Genomic DNA, 17709 nt, shown 5'->3' with positions numbered 1-17709 from the left:
GTAAACAAACATAACCAATCACAGGGGAAGCCACGATGCCCGTCATTACCAACATCAACGATCTGAAACGCATCCACCGTCGGCGGGTGCCAAAGATGTTTTATGACTATGCCGAAAGCGGCAGCTGGACCGAACAAACTTTCCGTGAGAACACATCAGATTTCGACCAAATCCGCCTGCGCCAACGGGTGGCGGTGGATATGTCAGGGCGCAGCACTGCAACCCAGATGATCGGCCAAGATGTCGCCATGCCAGTTGCGCTGGCCCCTGTCGGCCTGACAGGGATGCAACATGCAGATGGCGAGATGAAAGCCGCGCGCGCCGCCGAGGCCTTTGGCGTGCCTTTTACCTTATCGACCATGTCCATCAACTCTATTGAGGACGTGGCATCAGCGACCAACAAACCCTTTTGGTTCCAGCTCTACACCATGCGGGATCAAGATTACGTCAGCCGCTTGATCGAGCGCGCACGCGCCGCGAAATGTTCAGCACTTGTGATCACCCTGGACCTGCAAATCTTGGGGCAGCGCCATAAAGACATCAAAAACGGCCTCTCCGCCCCGCCAAAACTGACACCGTCAACCATCGCCAATCTGATGACCAAATGGCGTTGGGGCATTGAAATGCTGCAAACCAAAAACCGCAGCTTTGGTAATATCGTGGGCCATGTGGATAACATCTCGGACGCAGCAGACCTGAGTTCATGGACAACCGAGCAATTCGACCCGACCCTTGATTGGGGCAAGATCGCCAAAATCAAAGAACAATGGGGCGGCAAGGTGATCCTAAAGGGTATTCTAGACGCTGAAGATGCCAAAATGGCGCTGAAAGTCGGCGCTGATGCGATTATCGTTAGCAACCATGGCGGACGGCAGTTGGACGGGGCAATCAGCTCCATCCGCGCCCTGCCCGCCATTTTGGATGCGGTGGGTGATCAGATCGAAGTACACATGGACAGTGGCATCCGCTCGGGTCAGGACGTGCTGAAAGCAATGGCCATGGGTGCCAAAGGCACCTACATCGGCCGCGCGTTCATTTACGGGTTGGGCGCGATGGGCCAAGCGGGCGTGACCCGCGCCTTGGAAGTGATCCACAAAGAAATGGACACCACCATGGCCCTATGCGGCGAGACCAAAGTCACCGATCTGGGGCGTCACAACCTGCTGGTCCCCAAAGGCTTTGAAGGCGACTGGCAAGACTGATGCTGGTTTTCACCGAGCAGAACCTCGTGCTTTTCTCGGTGCCAAAAACCGGTTCTACCGCGATGGAAGTGGCGCTCAAACCATGGGCAGATATTGCGTTTTATAAACAACGCAAACATACACCTGTGGGCCGCTATCAACGCAAGATCGCGCCGTTTTTGCGTGAGGCTTATGGGTTGGAGCCTGAAACCATGGCCGTGATCCGTGATCCGTTGGAACATCTGCGCAGCTGGTATCGCTACCGCGCGGCCACGCTGGAGGTTGATTTTGACGGGTTTGTGCAGGCAGTAATTGCACCGTCACCGCCAGAATGGGCGCAGATCGGATCACAGTTCAACTTTCTGACAGGACCAAAAGGCAAATTAGGGATCACTCATCTGTTTGCCTATGAATCCCAGCCCGTATTGCGTGGCTGGCTCGAAATCCGCATGGGCGCAGAGATCGCCTTCAAGCCGCAGAACGTATCACCCGCCGCTTCCACGCCAATCACACCCGCGACCCTAGCCGCGTTTAAGGCACATTACGCCGATGAAATCACCCTACATGACCGTGTGGTGGAATCAGGCGGCCATCTTGATAGTGCCACATAGCGTCCCACAATCCGCCATAAAACGCTGATAATATTCTCTCAGAGCACCACCTGTTGGATACCCCCGTCACGCCCCAAACAGGATGTTTTGGGTGGGTCTATGGAGGGCATGGCAGAATAAAAGGTTGAGGAAAATGGACATCACTTTTGAGCAACGTTTAATGCGGCTTTCAGGCACCAGCGGACACAACACAACAACGCCCCCTGTACTACCCGCGCTCAGTTCATCTAAACCCATTGGGCCAATCGCCGTTATTTTTTATGGCCTTTTAGGGTTCGCCTTTGCCATGACGACAACCTTCATGAACGTGAATTACGAGCGGATTACCGACGACATGTCAGCTGGAATTCCAGCAGCAACGCTTGTTTTCACTGTGCTGATCGGCTTTGCTGCCCTGAGTTTGCTCTTGATGGCACTCATGCTTTTGATCGCGTTGGGGCAAAGCCTGTTCGGCAAGAAAAGCAAATCAAACTGGTTGCGGCTGGGCGTTTTCGTCGCCGGCTTGTCGTTGGGCGGTGTGGCGACAACTACGGCACCCCTTGCACTTTATTACATGCAACTCATGTCGTTGCTCGGATAACGCCAGCGCGCGTACCCAAATCAATTCCCTACTTTCGCACAAAGATGCGCAGCCACCGCTGCGCATCTATTTTTTCATAAATCCGCTTTAGGATTAAAGCTTCCCTAGCGACCAGAAGAATGTCTCGCCCGAGCTGTCATCAACACCATCATTGTCCGTGCTAGCCCATGCGGTACCATCCGCAAAAATCGCCAGACCCTCAACTTTGTCCACCACATAGCCGTTGCCGGATTTCAGCGCAGGAATGAAATCCATGACTTCTTCTTTGGTCACAACAGGCAGTTCACCACCCAACGCAGCAGGCACCATCTGGTCGCCCGCGATGCGGTATAGCTTCTTGATCGCCGCGTTATCGCCGATTTGGTTGTCACGCTCAATCACGTAGAAATCACCGTTATAGGCTGTGATCTCCGACAGGCCGGTCCAACCCTTGTCTACCGCCGTTTTAGGATAAAGCACTGCGCCCCACTCTTTGGATTTGATGTTGTAAGACAGCAGTTTCACGTGATCCGCAGGGTCATCCGCCCACTCGCGTTGAATTGCCATCCACAAGGTGTCCTCTACCAAAGTGATGCCTTCCAACCCGAAACGTTTTTCAACCGCCAACAATTCAGCAGGCAGGCTGATTTCCGTGTCGATCACACCTTCAGCATTCACGCGGTAAATGCCATGCGGGATCATCCGGTCTGTACGGCCTTCAGAGGCCAGCCAAAAGCCGCCTTTGCCGTCCCGCGTGATGCCTTCAAGGTCCAACTTTTGCGCTGCAGCACCGCCACGTGTCACGGGCAAGGCTTTGATGATCTGTGCCGGTGTGACTTTGGTATCTATTGTGAAAATCGTCGGCTGATAGCCATAAAAACTGTCATTTACCGCATAAACCAGGCCGTCATCACCCGCTACCATACCCGAGATCGCACCCCAGCCGATCAATTCATCGGCACCCGCCGACGTCAACTGTGGATAGGCCGCGGGGGCATCTTGGTATTCATAGATCATTACATGGCTGCGCGCGCCGCCATCCTCGATCAAATCCGCCTCGTTTGCGGTGATGAACAGATTGCGCGACGGGATCGCAATCGCCCCTTCTGGCGCAATGCCCGACGGCAGCATTTGTTTGAGTACGGGAGCAGCTGGCGTGCTCACATCATAGACGCCAACGGTCGAAGCGCGCTCGGCCAGAATAAAGACGTAGGGGGTGTCGTTGAACGTAGCAAATTCCATACCTTCCGGTTCCACGCCTTTGGAATCAGAGCGCTTGTCAGGGTAATGCCCCATCTGGATGATCGCATGTTCAAAGGTATTGCCCGCCTCAAACACTTCTGTGCCGTCTTTGTTAAAGATCGTCCAACCGCGTGCGCCACCGTCCATGTCGCCTTCATTGGAAATCGCAAAGTGAGTATCATCAAGCCACTGCACCCCGTCTGGCTCACGTAGGCGGCCTTTTTGGGACTGGGTAAACAGCAACGCACCGCGTTCGTCTGTGGTGTCAATCTGATCCAGATCAACGGCACCTGCAGAGAAATGGTTGAGGATTTCGCCCGTCTTGGTCATCACAACCATGTGGTTGTTTTCTTGCATCGTCACAACGATTTCGCCTGCGGCATTCACATCCACAAACTCTGGTTCGGGGTCCTCGGGTGAGATTTCCGCCAAATCGTTTACGTTGGCTTTGACCAAGCTGTCACAAATAGGGAGCCCATCCGCAATGTCGAGTATTGCGACATAACCGCCGGGCATTTGTCCTGTGCGCCCGTCACCCAAATCTTCGTCGCGCTCGTTTTCAATGGCGATCACGATAAAGCTGCCGTCGGGTGCGATGGCGGTGCTGTCAGGTTGACCGCCCAGATCACAGGCCGCGACTTGTTGCTTTGTCGTCAGGTCATAGGCTTTCAACATGCCAGAAGGCTCTGTGTAGCTGACTGAGGTATTCACCCCTGCCATCGCAACATTACCCAGAACGGAAACCGCTGTTGGTTCACCGCCCACGTCAATGTTACCTTTAGCGGTGGGCGCTTTGGGGTCGGTGATGTCGATCATGCCAATCACACCAAGGGGGCTGTCGGAATAAACCAATGTCATGCCGTCGCCCGAGACGCTGATGATCTCGGCTGAGGATTCAACAGATGGGTCTTGGTTATTGGCAAAAGTTGCAAAGCTGCTGATGCGGTTAAAATTCATATCAGCGGCAGCGCCTGTTGCGATGATCGCCAGCGCGGATGTCATGCTGAGAAGTCGTAGTGACATTGTATGTCCCCCAAAGTGTTCTTTGTCATCGCGCAGCATTGCCCATGGTCGTGGAGGGAACATGACAGTGAGGTAACAGTTTGATGAAGTTCTCGTGCAGATTAGCTTCGTTTTGCCCCCCTCTGAGAACCTTCACGAATCTGTCACATACCAAGGCTAATTGGCCGCATGTGCAGATGATCTGTGCGTCCTTCGCAACGGGGCTGCCCTGTTGACGGAGTCATATTCGCTTGGGGCCGATGGCCCTGATCCCTCGATTGTGCGGCCTGCTGAGTGTCAGTGGCCAGACAACAACCGGAGTACGACAATGAAAAAACTCACGCTAGGCACAGCCGCTGCGCTGACCCTGATGGCAAACACTGCATTTGCCGAAACCGAAATCACATGGTGGCACGGCATGGGCGGCGCCCTTGGCGATACTGTCAATGAAATCGCAAAAGGTTTCAACGAAAGCCAAGACGAGTATAAAATCACCCCTGCGTTCAAAGGCACTTACGAAGAGACGTTGACAGCAGGCATCGCTGCTTTCCGCGCGGGCGAGCAGCCTAACGTCTTGCAAGTATTCGACGCGGGCGCAGCCACGGTCATCGGTGCCAAAGGCGCAACTGTTCCCGTGCAGGACCTGTTGGAATCCAACGGTGTTGACTTCAACATCGAAGATTACATCTCTGGCGTACGCTATTTCTTTGCCGATGCTGACGGCAAAATGATCGGCATGCCGTTCAACTCCTCCTCACCGGTTATGTATTACAACGTACAAGCGTTGGAAAAAGCTGGCGTGACACCTCCCAAGACATGGGAAGAATTCCAGTCCGTGACCGCCCCTGCCCTGAAAGATGCCGGTTACATCGCGATGACGCAGTCGCACCTGCCATGGATTTTCGTTGAAAACTTCATGTCACGTAACGATCAGCCATTCGCCACAAACAATAACGGCTATGACGGTGCAGACGGCACCAAAATTCTGGTCAACACACCAGAGTTGAAGGCCCAGTTTACCGCCATGGCTGACTGGAAAGAAAAAGGTTATTTTGAGTGGTTCGGCACAGGTTGGGGCGACAACCAGACACCGTTCGAGCAAGGTAAAGTTGGCATTTGGTTCGGTTCCTCCGGTTCTTTTGGCGGCCTGTCCAAGCAAGACCTGCCATTTGATTTCTCTGCGACATACCTGCCGTACTGGGAATCTGTCACAACAGAGCCCAAGCAGACCTTCATCGGCGGCGCAGCATTGTTCGCAATGTCGGGCAAGTCTGACGCGGAAAACAAAGCGACAACCGCCTTCTTCGAATACCTGACATCTCCTGAAGTTCAGTACATGTGGCACCGTGAAACAGGCTATGTGCCAATCACAACAGCCGCTTATGAACTGGCAAAAGCCGACGGCCACTATGACCGTTTCCCAGCTGCCGAAACAGGTATTCTGCAATTGTCGCTGGACGCGAGCGAAAACACAGCCGGCTATCGCATGGGCTTTTACGTTCAAATCCGCGACGTAATGAACCGTGAATTTGGCCGCATCTTTACAGGTGAAACATCTGTGGACGATGCGTTCAACGCGATCGAGAAAGAGTCCAACGAACTGTTGGCCCGCTTCGCAAAAACACAAAACTAAGCACATAACGTGCCATACCAACGACGGCCGCAGACCTTGCGGCCGTCTCGCCGTTTTCTGGGGGAAATATGAAACGCGCAGGCTTTACCACACGCTGGCTTCCAATGCTTTTGCTACTACCGCAACTGGCAGTCATTATCGTCTTTTTCTACTGGCCAGCTGCACAAGCTGTGCAATCGTCTTTTTACCTCGAGGACCCTTTCGGCTTCGGCTCTACTTTTGTGGGCTTGGACAATTACACTTATCTGGCCCAGAGCACGGAATACGCCAAAATCGCGCGATTTACGCTGGTGTTTACCATCCTTGTGACCTTCTTTTCCCTCGCGCTGGCGCTGCTGCTGGCTGTGAAAGCCGATAAAGTCATTCGCGGTGCAAAGTCTTACCGCACCTTGTTGATGTGGGTTTATGCCGTTGCCCCTCCTGTTGCTGGTTTCATCGGGTTGTTGATGTTCAACCAAAGTTGGGGGCCACTGACCGAGCTTGCCAAGTCCTTTGGTTGGGACTTCACCCTTGGTGTGAACGCCACCGACACCGCCGCTGCGATGGTTCTTGTGTCGGTCTGGAAACAAGTGCCTGTGAATTTCATCTTCTTCCTGTCGGGCCTGCAATCTATCCCCAAATCCGTACGCGAAGCCGCACTGATTGACTGCGCCTCTGCCATACGCCGCTTTTGGGATGTCACCTTTCCGCTACTGGCCCCTACAGGGTTCTTCTTGCTGATCATCAACATCACCTACGCGTTGTTCGACACTTTTGGCATCGTCGATACTTTGGTCAAAGGCGAGCCGGGAAATAACCCGATGACCCTTGTTTACAAGGTTTACGTCGATGGTTTCCGTGGCAATGATCTGGGCGGTTCCTCTGCGCAGTCCGTCGTTTTGATGGTGCTTGTTCTTGCCCTCACCGTTGTCCAGTTCAGGCTGGTCGAACGCCGCATCCATTACACATAGGGGCCTGTCATGACTGATATCACACCCAACCAACCGCCCCTTGCCAAACGCCCGTTCAGGTGGAGCACGATCATGGATCATGCGGTGCTGATCCTTGGGTCCTTGTTTTTGCTGGTGCCTTTATTGATGGTGCTGCAAACCACCACCACACCCGATCTGGATACCATCAAAAACGGTCCCCAATTTGTCATCGGCAATCGGATCGATGACAACTTCATGGCAGCAATGTTCAAAGCCTCGGGATTTTCCGGCGAGAACACTGGCATGCGCATGCTAATGAATTCCATGATCCTCGGGATCGGATTTGCTGTGGGTAAGATTGTTATCGGAATGATGGCGGCCTATGCGCTGGTCTATTTCCGCCTGCGCTTTGCCACTTTCGCTTTCTGGCTGATTTTTACAACCCTACTGCTGCCACTTGAGGTGCGCATCCTGCCTTCTTACGAGATCGCGCAAAAGCTGGGGCTGCTGAATACCTACACGGGTCTTATCGTGCCGCTGATTGCCTCAGCCACCGCGACATTCTTTTTCCGCCAATATTTTCGCTCAATCCCCGAAGAACTGGTTGAGGCGGCGCGGATTGATGGCGCGGGTCCGGTGAGGTTTTTCATCGATATTCTGGTGCCTCTGTCTCAGACCATGATCGCGGCGATGTTTATCATCATGTTTGTTTACGGTTGGAACCAGTACCTCTGGCCCACAATGGTGACCACGGATGAGGATATGTACACGCTGGTGCGTGGTATCAAGCAACTGACCCAAGACCTAGAGGGCACATCCATCCCCCAATATGGCCGCGCCAATATGCTGGCGCTCATCGCGATCCTGCCGCCTGTGCTGATCGTAATTTTCTTCCAAAGTTGGTTCGTCAAGGGCCTGACAGAATCCGACAAGTAAGGGCCCGAACATGGCACAAGTAACACTGAACAATATCCGCAAAGTCTATCCCAATGGTAATGAAGCCGTAGAACCGCTGAGCTTCAGCATCGCCGACGGTGAATTTGTCGTGCTTGTCGGGCCGTCTGGCTGCGGCAAGTCCACATTGCTGCGTATGGTTGCAGGGCTAGAGGATATTTCCGAGGGCACACTGTCCATCGGGGATAGCAACGTGAACCACGTAGACCCCGCCGAGCGCGACATCGCGATGGTGTTCCAGAACTACGCACTCTATCCGCATATGACCGTGCGCAAAAACATCGGGTATGGTTTGAAAAACCGCAAAATCCCTGCCGCCGAGATTGAAAAGAAGGTGCAGGAAGCAGCCAAAATGCTGAACCTGACCGAGTACCTTGAGCGCAAGCCAAGCCAATTGTCTGGCGGTCAGCGCCAGCGTGTGGCCATGGGGCGCGCCGTGGTGCGTGACCCTGCGCTGTTCTTATTTGACGAACCTTTGTCAAACCTCGACGCCAAACTGCGTCACCAGATGCGGATCGAGATCAAAGCACTCCAGCGCCGCCTCGGCGTCACCTCGATCTATGTGACCCACGACCAAGTTGAAGCGATGACCATGGCCGACCGCATCATCGTGTTGAATGCAGGCCGCATTGAGCAGATTGGCACACCCGCAGAAATCTATCACCGCCCGGCCTCTACCTTTGTCGCAAGTTTCATGGGTGCACCGCCGATGAACCTGATTGATGCGCAGGTCAAAGACGGGCGCGTTGTGATTGACGGTGATACGCCTGTGGCTGACGCGCAGGGGACGGGCGCAGTGACCATGGGCATCCGCCCCGAAGATGTGGAAATAGGGCCGACGTGTGACATGCCCTTTACCATCGACATCGTTGAAGAATTGGGCGCACATCGCTTGTTGCACGGTAAGTTGGCGGGGCAAGATTTCACCATCCACATCGGCAAAGACGTGGCAGCCGTGGCAGGCCCGATCCGCATCTCGATCAACCCTGACGCGGTGGTATTGTTTGACGCCGAAACGGGTGTCGCCCTGTGATCACCACCCAAGTTGCGATCCTGCCGCAGGTCACAAAGGCAGAGCGCGCGCGCATAATGGACGCGCCGCGCACCGCCGCCGCCCACCGCGTATTGCTGGGTGCAATTCCTGCGATGAATGCGGTTCAGGTTGGCGGCACTGCGCAAGCCGAGGTTTTACCAGCAGGCTTCACCGTCGCGGCGTGGAATGTGGAACGCTGCCTTTTCCCTGAAGACACGGCAGCACATCTTGGCCCGATTTCACCGCAAATCGTTCTGCTATCCGAAGTCGACCACGGCATGGCCCGCACCCAGCAACGCCATACCACCGAAGCCATGGCGCAGGCTTTGGGGATGACCTATGCTTACAGCGTCGAGTTCCATGAACTGGACCTTGGCGGCCCAACCGAGCGCGTATTTTGCAACGATGATTTCAACGCTTTGGGCTGGCATGGCAATGCGATCCTTTCCTCGGTTCCGTTTGAAAAAATCGCGATGATCCGTTTGGATGATCATGGCCATTGGTTTGCCAGCGAAGAGGGTAACGTAGACGCGCAGCAACCGCGTGTCGGTGGCCGCATGGCTATCGCGGCGATAGTGCAAACGCATGCTGGCCCGCTCTGTGTGGTGTCTACCCATCTGGAGAGCAACGCCGACGCAAAGCACCGTCACGGGCAATTTACCATCTTGCTGGACGCGATTGACGGTTTTGCACCTGACATGCCAGTGCTGATTGGCGGCGATTTGAACACAGGCAACCACCTGCCACCCAAATTTGATTGGCGCGACGAGAGTTTGTTCAAGTTAGCTGAAGATCATGGCTATGACTGGAGTTTCACCGCAGATGGCCCCACAACCCGCCCCAGCCTGATCACCCCACATCCAGACCGCGTGATGAAGCTGGATTGGTTTGCAGGCCGTGGTCTGACCTGTCAGGCGAATGGCATACTCAGCGCAGTGCACGAGAACGGAAAACCCCTATCGGATCACGACTGTGCATGGTGCACGGTCACTTTGTGACCCTTAGTTGATATTTGCGCATATGCTTGAGACGGGTCCAGCCCCTGCTCCCCTTTCGCTTTGGAAAAGCATATGCCAGAAATAGCTGGCAAGATTTGATCCATGCTGGGTCTGCCACGTCGGGGAGGACGTTTGCAGACAATCCAGTGGTCAATCTTGAGCCTTAGACATCGGGCCGTGACAGATGAAAACCAAGGGAGTTAATATGAAGAAGTTAATACTATCAGCGGCATTTTCCTTAGCCGCCAGCAGCATCCTTGCGGATGGTTATAATGCACCAGAAGCCATACTGCCCCCGTCGGCCTTCACCGGCGTGCACGGATTGGCCATCGATAGCAAAGGCCGCCTGTTGGCGGGAACCGTGCTGGGAAATCAGATTTGGTCGGTTGATCAGACATCGGGCGACGCATCCGTCTTTATTGATGGCCCTGTTGGCCAAGCAGATGACATCGCCATTGGCCCCAAAGGCGAGCTCGTCTGGACCTCCTTCCTGCAAGGCGTTCTGCGCATGCGCGTTAGCGATGATGCGGAAATCATTGATTTGGCCACTGGCCTGCCCGGCATCAACTCGGCCGCCTTTGATCAAAAATCGGGCCGCCTTTTTGCCTCGCAGGTCTTCTTGGCCGATGGCCTTTATGAGATTGACCCGACAGGCGCGACCGAACCTCGTTTGATCGCCGAAGGGATGGGCGGTTTCAACGGATTTGAAGTCGGCGCGGACGGCATGCTCTATGGACCATTGTGGTTCAAGGGACAGGTCGCCAAGATCAATCCGGACAGCGGTGAAATCACGATCATTGCCGACGGGTTTGCTGTTCCCGCCGCTGTGAACTTTGACTCAAAAGGTAGCTTGTGGGTTGTCGATACCAAAGCAGGCGAACTGGTCCAGCTTGATCCTGCAACGGGTGAAAAAGGGCGTGTCGTGCCTATGGCGACATCTATGGATAATCTTGCCATTGATGCCGACGACAATATTTTCGTGTCGAATATGGCCGATCACTCAATCACACAGGTCAATGGCGAAACAGGTGAAACCCGTGTTGTGATCTCAGGCAAAGCTGCTGTGCCCACCGGGCTAAAACTGTCCGAAGATGGCAAGACGCTTTATTTCGCGGATGCCTTTGCCATGCGTTCTCTGGATACGACCAGCGGCGAAGTAACCGATTATCGTCGGATGCAAGAAAGCGATCTGGAGTATCCTTTTGCTGTAGGTCTGTCTGCTGACTACGTTCTGGGTACGTCGTGGTTCACAAATACTGTCCAGGTTTTCAACCGTGCGGATATGTCGACCGCAGGAATGGCGCATGGCTTTGCAGCCCCGACCGACGCGCTGGTTTTGGCGGATGGTTCCTTGCTGGTCACCGAAATCGCTACTGGTAATCTGGTCCAAGCCAGTGGCGAGGATTGGGGCGACAAGACGCCAGTTGTGACAGGCTTGCAGGGCCCCGTGCAAATCATCAAAGCCAGCAACGACATGCTGTATGTGACAGAAGCAGCAGGCCGGATTTCACAGGTTGATCCACAAGATTGGTCCATGAAAACTATCGCCGAAGGCCTGACCCTGCCAGAGGGGCTGGCAGAACTGCCTGACGGTAATTTGGTGGTTGCCGAAGCGGCTGCCGGTCGTCTGACAAAGGTTGATATCTCTACCGGAGAAACCACCATCCTTGTCACAGACCTTCCCATCGGGCTGGAAGCAGGTCCGGGTCTTCCGCCCACCTACCTGCCAACCGGCCTTGCAGTAGATGCGGACGGGACAATCTATGTCGCGGCAGACCGCAACAACGCAATCTATCGGATCACCCCTGAATAAACGCGCTTGGCCCCTCTTTCTCATTATAGAAGGGGGGCCTTGCCTTTTATTGACAGCCTTTCACAGACCAGTCGCGCAGCGATACTCTGAAATCGACGCCAAAGGGATGCGGGCTCTCTGTTTTCGGATCAAAGCTGGGCTTTTGATAAAAAGTTGCCTGTGTACAGAGACTTTCGATGTCCCAATTGTGGCAGTTTTTACAGCTTTTGTTTTCCCAAAGTTCCGCACGCAAACCTTCAATCGGCGGGTATTTGGGAGAGCTGGTCAGCAACACCTCTAACGTCGCCGCATTCAGCGCCCCGCCAAAATCGACAGCAGACGGCTGCGTCACCAACAATTCGGGTGAGTTGCGTGTGATTTCATCATTGGCCAAAAGCTCGGCCAAAAGCGCCAAAGCCTCGTCGCGGTACTTGCCTGCGGGATTTCCACTCAGGTAGGCGACAACATGCATCGGATCGTTGCTAGCTGCCGCGCTTTGCCAATCCTGCGTATCAGGGTCAGTTTGCTCTGCGCCGCCCGCTGCAGGGATAGTTTCTGGCACAGCAGCAGAGTCGATTACCACTTCTACTTCGGGTTCAATCTCGTCGCTTTTATCTTTACCTTGCGATGCGCCAGCACCTTGCAATGCACCGGCAACCGCCGCCCTCAGCTCCGAGGCGGTTCCCTTCACTTCCGTGGCAGCGCTCGAAGAGAACTGCCTACTTACCAAAACAACACATGCCAAAACAACGGCGGCACCAATAACAAACAGTCGCATATTTTCTCCACTGCGGGATTTTGTACCCGCTTCGTGTTGCACAAAAAATGCCCGAACGCTACCAAGGAAACACACGATAGTGTGTTAGTTACGTCGTAAAGAGTATGATCTTGGGAGTTTATCTAGATGTTGTTAAAATCATGGCGGATGCCTCTATCTATAGTTGCATTTGCGGGCATGACATCCGCCGCCGCCGCCGATAGCGCGTTTACATCAGGCTGGATGTTACAGCCACAAAATTCAGTGCTCAGTTTTCAGACAATCAAAAACGACAACAAGGTAGAGCTGTCTTCCTTCCTCGACTATGAGGGCCAGATCGACGAAAACGGCGAGGCGCGCGTTACGATCCGTATGGACAGCGTAGATACGAAAGTCGATCTTCGGAATGTGCGATTGCGCTTTTTGCTGTTCGAAACATTCGATCACCCGACAGCTTCGATCACTCTACAAGTCCCACCAGAAGCACTGGAGGACCTGCGAGATGTGCGTCGCAAGCGTATGGTCCTCCCCTATACACTAGAGTTGGTAGGGATTCAGAAACAACTGGAAGCTGAAGTCATCGTCACGTTGATTGACTATAACACGGTGGCCGTCGCGTCTGCCTTCCCGATCTCTATTCTTGTCGAAGATTTTGAATTGACGGATGGCCTGCGAAAACTTGAACAAACAGCAGAGGTGGATGTCATCCCCTCTGCAACAGTGTCTTTCAACTTTGCATTCGGGCGCAATACGCCCCTGCAATCCCAGCAGATCGGCACCTTCTCTGCCCGCGCTCCCGTTGCTGTTTCATCCGAAACAAGCGGCACGTTTAACGCCGATGAATGCGCAACACGATTCGACGCGTTGTCACGCAGTGGCCGCATCACCTTTGCCTCCAACAGCGCAACGTTAGACGCAGAAAGCATGCCCCTGCTCAGCACTCTGACAGGGATTGTAGCGCGGTGCACTGACATGAGCATTCAGGTCTCTGGGCATACGGACAGCACCGGCTCCAGCGCTTCCAATCAAGAGCTATCGGAATCGCGGGCACGTACGGTTGTTAACCTTTTGATGCGGGGCGGCATTAGTGCCAATCGCCTTTCATACATCGGGTTGGGAGAAGCGCAGCCCATAGCAGACAACGAAACAACGTCCGGCCGCGAAAGAAACCGCCGGATCGAGTTTAAGATCACCAGCGGCAGTTAAATTAACTGTTACCCACCACACCGTTAACATGCTTAAAATGTAGCAACCGGGTCCACGTAGTCCGGCTGTTTAAAGAATATGCCAGATTTGGCTTTTACCCAGAAAGAAAACACCATGTCCAAACTTACTACTTTCGTCACTGCAATCACGCTCTGCGCCGCAGCCACAATTTCTTATGCTGAAACATGGACGCTGGACGCAAGCGTTTCAAAAATTTCTTTCGGTTCGATCAAAAATGACAGCATTGGTGAATCCCACACCTTCAACGACATCAACGGCGCCGTGAATAACGATGGCGCAGTGACCCTTAAAATCGGGCTTCCGTCTGTTCAAACCATGATCGAGGTACGCAACGAGCGCATGGTTGCTCAGGTTTTTAAAAATGCGGTTGCCGCTACGATCTCAGCCCAAGTGGATATGGCTGAATTGAACAAACTGTCCGTTGGTGAAGCAACAACTGTTGAGTCAGAAGGCACACTGAGCTTGCTCGGAACAGATACCGCTCTGGATGCTGCACTTTTTGTCATGCGCCTCAGCGAAAATCGTGTTCTGGTCACAACAGACGGCATGATTATGCTTGATCTCGAAGAAGCAGGCCTCTCTGAAGGCATCAACACACTGCAAGAACTGGCCAGCCTAGACAGCATCACGCGCGTAAGCCCTGTGACCATGCGTCTGATCTTTGATACACAGCCTTAAGATATAAAAACAAACAGGCAAACTCATCCCGTTTTTGCCTGTTTGTACACGCCGTGTGTCACAGCCTTTTACTCAGGCTGCATCATCACAAGTTTGCGGCAAATTCCCTACGCACAGATCACGACACGCTGAGGGCGCAGCGTCTGCCGTCCACAATCCAAACTCTGGACTACGGTAACTATCGCACCCAAGTTTTCCTCATACGGTTCTGACCGTTTGGCCAATCCCCGTCCATTTTCACGGTACCCGAAACTGCATTTGATCACGGAAACGGGTTTTGCAAAACAGGTTAGACGTTAAGCCATTGAATATATGGGCTAGTATTGGATATCTGAAACAAACTACACTCACCTTTCCTCGACCGATTCACCTGCATTTCTGGAGGTACCAACAAATGCCCAACACAACATCACCTGTGATCTTTGATGGCCACAATGACGTTCTCTTGAAATTGCACAACGCTGGTGGCCTGTCTGCCACCGCAGATTTTTTGACGGGCCGTGATGGTGCGATTGATTCCGTTTCTGCCGCCGCGGGCGGATTTGGGGGGGGATTCTTTGCTGTTTATGTCCCCTCGCCTTATGATCTGGACGACAAAATGGATGAGATGACCAAGCCCGAGTATGATCTCCCCCTGCCCGCCCCCATCGACTACAAAGACGCGATCCCTGTGGTGATGGCACAGGCCGCCCTTTTGTTTGATCTGGAAAAGCGCGGCGCGTTAACCATCTGCCGGACAACAGCCGACCTTCGCGGCGCTCTGAAATCAGGTAAAATGGCGGCAATCCTTCACATGGAAGGTGCCGAGGCGATTGATCCAGACCTCAATACGCTGGAAATCTTGTACCAAGCGGGCCTGCGCTCCATTGGGCCAGTATGGAGCCGCCCGACCATTTTTGGCCACGGCGTTCCGTTCAGATACCCCGCCACCCCCGACACCGGCGAAGGCCTGACCGAGCATGGCGTCCGTCTGGTCAAGCGCTGCAATGAATTGGGAATCATGGTCGACCTTTCGCACCTAAATGAGGCAGGTTTCTGGGATGTTGCACAACATTCGACCAAACCCTTGGTTGCAACACATTCAAATGCCCACGCAATTTGCCCTCACAGCAGGAACCTGACCGATAAGCAGCTTGCCGCGATCAAAGAGAGCGACGGCATGGTCGGGTTGAACTTTGCAGTCGCGTTTTTGCGCGAAGACGGTCAAATGTTGGCCGATGTGCCGCTGGAGCAAATGTTGCGTCACCTTGATTATTTGATCTCCCATCTTGGTGAAGATCGGGTTGGTTTGGGCTCTGACTATGACGGGGCGGTTGTGCCACAAGACTTGACCTCTTGCGCAGGTCTGCCCAAACTAAGGCAGGCAATGAAAGATCACGGCTACGAAGATGCGTTGATTGCCAAACTTTGCAACGAAAACTGGCTGCGTGTGTTGGAAAAAACATGGGGAAAATAATCCCCAGTTTGCACACAGCTTTAAAATACCGAACAGGAGAGGTTCACACATGAATTTATTTAACCGACTACTGACAAGCGCCGCGATTGGCACTGCCGTCAGCATGTCATCCTTTGCGGCATATGCGGAAACACCAGCCAACATGCTGGTTATCGCAAACCGCATTGATGACATCATCACAATTGACCCCGCCGAGAGCTTTGAGTTTGCGGGCTCCGATGTCAGCCGTAACATTTACAGCCGCCTTGTCTATCTGGACCCATTGGATCTGGAAGCAGGCTACAAGCCCGGTCTGGCAGAAAGCTGGACAGTGTCAGAAGATGGTAAATCCATCACCTTCGTCATCAGCGAAGGCAACACATTTGAATCTGGCAACCCTGTCACGGCTGAAGACGCAGCATTCTCTTTGCAGCGGGCTGTCATCTTGAACAAAACGCCATCGTTCATCCTGACGCAGTTTGGTTTCACACCTGAAAACATCGCCGAAACGATCAAAGCGGAAGGCAACACGCTCACGATCACAACGGATCGTAAATACGCGACGTCGTTTATCCTGAACTGTCTGACGGCAACCATCGGCGCTATTGTCGACAAAAAGACGGTTATGGCCAATGAAGTTGACGGTGACATGGGCAACACATGGCTCAAAACCAACTCCGCTGGTTCCGGCCCCTACAAGCTGGACAGCTGGAAACCGAACGACAGTGTCACACTGTCACTGAACCCTAACTTCTCGGGTGAAAAGCCGGCAATGGAACGTGTCATCGTACGCCACGTAACCGAGAGCGCCTCTCAGCGTTTGTTGCTTGAGCGTGGCGATATCGACATTGCCCGCAACCTGAACCCCGAAGATATTGTAGGGGCCACCGAAGCAGGTGGCGTGAAGGTAGAAGACGAGCTGAAAGGCCATCTGATGTATCTGGCCCTGAACGGCAACCACCCCGTTCTGTCCAAGCCAAAAGTACGCCAAGCGTTCAAATATCTGGTTGATTACGCAGGTATGCAAGACAGCTTCCTGAAAGGTCAGTACACCACTCACCAAAACTTCTTGCCTGCCACATACCTTGGTGCATCCACTGAAAACCCATTTTCTTTGAACATTGAAAAGGCCAAAGAACTGTTGGCCGAAGCGGGTGTTGAAGGTCTGGTGATCGAAGCAGGTGTTCGTGAAGCACAAGAGCGGATCGAGATTGCACAAACCATGCAAAACACGCTGGCTCAGGCAGGCATCACGCTGAACATCACAGTTGGTACAGCAAAGCAAATTCTGGGCCGCTACCGCGCGCGTGAATTGGATATGTATGTCGGAATCTGGGGACCAGACTATCCTGATCCACAAACCAACGCAGGCACATTTGCGTATAACCCCGACAATTCCGAAGAAGCAGGTGCAACAGGCTTTCTGGCATGGCGCACAGCTTGGGAAGTCACCCCTGAAATGAACGCAGCGGTCGAAGCAGCGGTCACCGAAGGCGACCGTGAAAAGCGGGTCCAATTGTATCAGGATATTCAAAAAGACTTCCGCGATACATCGCCGTTTATCGTGATGTTCCAACGTATCGAGCAATCAGCCATGCGCGACAACGTGATGAACTTCTCGACAGGCCAAGCGGTATCTTCCGCTGCGTACTGGCAGGTCACCAAGTAAATGGCATTGACCGAAAACAATCACGAG

General features: G+C 53.5%; 15 protein-coding genes. 13 read left to right on the top strand and 2 right to left on the bottom strand.

The genetic code is table 11. The annotated features are described in order from the left end of the window. Positions 1-35: 35 nt before the first annotated feature. The 3 genes from GGR95_RS05070 (at position 36) to GGR95_RS05060 (ending at position 2372) form a co-directional block, all read left to right on the top strand. Positions 36-1202, top strand: a complete 1167-nt coding sequence (locus GGR95_RS05070; protein WP_184563446.1) for an alpha-hydroxy acid oxidase — start codon at positions 36-38, stop codon at positions 1200-1202. Further along, on the top strand, positions 1202-1792 hold the full coding sequence (locus GGR95_RS05065) for a hypothetical protein (RefSeq protein ID WP_184563444.1): 591 nt from the start codon (positions 1202-1204) through the stop codon (positions 1790-1792). The genes GGR95_RS05070 and GGR95_RS05065 overlap by 1 nt, the downstream gene beginning before the upstream one ends. Before the next feature lie 133 nt (positions 1793-1925). Beyond that, positions 1926-2372, top strand: coding sequence for a hypothetical protein (locus GGR95_RS05060; protein WP_184563442.1), 447 nt, complete (start codon positions 1926-1928; stop codon positions 2370-2372). A 93-nt stretch (positions 2373-2465) separates the two neighbouring features. Here GGR95_RS05060 and GGR95_RS05055 read toward each other — a convergent pair whose 3' ends face one another. After that, a complete protein-coding gene (locus GGR95_RS05055; RefSeq protein WP_184563440.1) occupies positions 2466-4616 on the bottom strand; it encodes an esterase-like activity of phytase family protein in 2151 nt (716 codons plus the stop codon). Between the two features lie 307 nt (positions 4617-4923). On the opposite strand from GGR95_RS05055, the gene GGR95_RS05050 reads away from it, so the two are divergent. The 6 genes from GGR95_RS05050 (at position 4924) to GGR95_RS05025 (ending at position 11937) form a co-directional block, all read left to right on the top strand. Next, positions 4924-6228 (top strand): extracellular solute-binding protein, encoded by a 1305-nt coding sequence (locus GGR95_RS05050; RefSeq protein ID WP_184563438.1) that lies wholly within the window; start codon positions 4924-4926, stop codon positions 6226-6228. A gap of 68 nt (positions 6229-6296) precedes the next feature. Continuing rightward, positions 6297-7178: an ABC transporter permease subunit gene (locus GGR95_RS05045; RefSeq protein ID WP_184563436.1), complete on the top strand. Its 882-nt coding sequence runs from the start codon at positions 6297-6299 to the stop codon at positions 7176-7178. 9 nt (positions 7179-7187) lie between these two features. Beyond that, positions 7188-8075, top strand: a complete 888-nt coding sequence (locus GGR95_RS05040; RefSeq protein WP_184563434.1) for an ABC transporter permease subunit — start codon at positions 7188-7190, stop codon at positions 8073-8075. Between the two features lie 10 nt (positions 8076-8085). Continuing rightward, entirely contained in the window at positions 8086-9126 is a 1041-nt protein-coding gene (locus GGR95_RS05035) for an ABC transporter ATP-binding protein (RefSeq protein ID WP_184563432.1), read from the top strand. Continuing rightward, on the top strand, positions 9123-10124 hold the full coding sequence (locus GGR95_RS05030) for an endonuclease/exonuclease/phosphatase family protein (protein WP_343042073.1): 1002 nt from the start codon (positions 9123-9125) through the stop codon (positions 10122-10124). The genes GGR95_RS05035 and GGR95_RS05030 overlap by 4 nt, the downstream gene beginning before the upstream one ends. Positions 10125-10329: 205 nt before the next feature. After that, positions 10330-11937: an SMP-30/gluconolactonase/LRE family protein gene (locus GGR95_RS05025; protein WP_184563430.1), complete on the top strand. Its 1608-nt coding sequence runs from the start codon at positions 10330-10332 to the stop codon at positions 11935-11937. Positions 11938-11983: 46 nt separating this feature from the next. On the opposite strand, the gene GGR95_RS05020 is transcribed toward GGR95_RS05025, so the two are convergent. After that, positions 11984-12694, bottom strand: coding sequence for a hypothetical protein (locus GGR95_RS05020; RefSeq protein WP_184563428.1), 711 nt, complete (start codon positions 12692-12694; stop codon positions 11984-11986). A gap of 147 nt (positions 12695-12841) precedes the next feature. On the opposite strand from GGR95_RS05020, the gene GGR95_RS05015 reads away from it, so the two are divergent. The 4 genes from GGR95_RS05015 (at position 12842) to GGR95_RS05000 (ending at position 17682) form a co-directional block, all read left to right on the top strand. Further along, positions 12842-13879: an OmpA family protein gene (locus GGR95_RS05015; protein ID WP_184563426.1), complete on the top strand. Its 1038-nt coding sequence runs from the start codon at positions 12842-12844 to the stop codon at positions 13877-13879. A gap of 114 nt (positions 13880-13993) precedes the next feature. Beyond that, entirely contained in the window at positions 13994-14578 is a 585-nt protein-coding gene (locus GGR95_RS05010; RefSeq protein ID WP_184563424.1) for a YceI family protein, read from the top strand. A gap of 394 nt (positions 14579-14972) precedes the next feature. After that, a complete protein-coding gene (locus GGR95_RS05005) occupies positions 14973-16034 on the top strand; it encodes a dipeptidase (RefSeq protein WP_184563422.1) in 1062 nt (353 codons plus the stop codon). Positions 16035-16083: 49 nt separating this feature from the next. Then, the gene (locus GGR95_RS05000; protein ID WP_184563421.1) at positions 16084-17682 is read left to right on the top strand and encodes an ABC transporter substrate-binding protein; all 1599 of its coding nucleotides are present in this window, start codon (positions 16084-16086) and stop codon (positions 17680-17682) included. Positions 17683-17709 lie beyond the last annotated feature (27 nt).

It is taken from the genome of Sulfitobacter undariae, assembly GCF_014196805.1.
GTDB classification, from domain to species: Bacteria; Pseudomonadota; Alphaproteobacteria; order Rhodobacterales; family Rhodobacteraceae; genus Sulfitobacter; species Sulfitobacter undariae.
The sequence above is the reverse complement of the archived record's forward strand: the minus strand, read 5'-3'. Positions and strand labels throughout refer to the sequence as shown.

Excerpts from the sequence above, each read along its gene's own strand:
- GGR95_RS05065 (WP_184563444.1), top strand. The coding sequence starts at position 1,202 with ATGCTGGTTTTCACCGAGCAGAACCTCGTGCTTTTCTCGGTGCCAAAA.
- GGR95_RS05055 (WP_184563440.1), bottom strand. The coding sequence starts at position 4,616 with ATGTCACTACGACTTCTCAGCATGACATCCGCGCTGGCGATCATCGCA.
- GGR95_RS05025 (WP_184563430.1), top strand. The coding sequence starts at position 10,330 with ATGAAGAAGTTAATACTATCAGCGGCATTTTCCTTAGCCGCCAGCAGC.
- GGR95_RS05045 (WP_184563436.1), top strand. The coding sequence starts at position 6,297 with ATGAAACGCGCAGGCTTTACCACACGCTGGCTTCCAATGCTTTTGCTA.
- GGR95_RS05015 (WP_184563426.1), top strand. The coding sequence starts at position 12,842 with ATGCCTCTATCTATAGTTGCATTTGCGGGCATGACATCCGCCGCCGCC.
- GGR95_RS05050 (WP_184563438.1), top strand. The coding sequence starts at position 4,924 with ATGAAAAAACTCACGCTAGGCACAGCCGCTGCGCTGACCCTGATGGCA.
- GGR95_RS05010 (WP_184563424.1), top strand. The coding sequence starts at position 13,994 with ATGTCCAAACTTACTACTTTCGTCACTGCAATCACGCTCTGCGCCGCA.
- GGR95_RS05060 (WP_184563442.1), top strand. The coding sequence starts at position 1,926 with ATGGACATCACTTTTGAGCAACGTTTAATGCGGCTTTCAGGCACCAGC.
- GGR95_RS05035 (WP_184563432.1), top strand. The coding sequence starts at position 8,086 with ATGGCACAAGTAACACTGAACAATATCCGCAAAGTCTATCCCAATGGT.
- GGR95_RS05000 (WP_184563421.1), top strand. The coding sequence starts at position 16,084 with ATGAATTTATTTAACCGACTACTGACAAGCGCCGCGATTGGCACTGCC.
- GGR95_RS05005 (WP_184563422.1), top strand. The coding sequence starts at position 14,973 with ATGCCCAACACAACATCACCTGTGATCTTTGATGGCCACAATGACGTT.
- GGR95_RS05070 (WP_184563446.1), top strand. The coding sequence starts at position 36 with ATGCCCGTCATTACCAACATCAACGATCTGAAACGCATCCACCGTCGG.
- GGR95_RS05040 (WP_184563434.1), top strand. The coding sequence starts at position 7,188 with ATGACTGATATCACACCCAACCAACCGCCCCTTGCCAAACGCCCGTTC.
- GGR95_RS05020 (WP_184563428.1), bottom strand. The coding sequence starts at position 12,694 with ATGCGACTGTTTGTTATTGGTGCCGCCGTTGTTTTGGCATGTGTTGTT.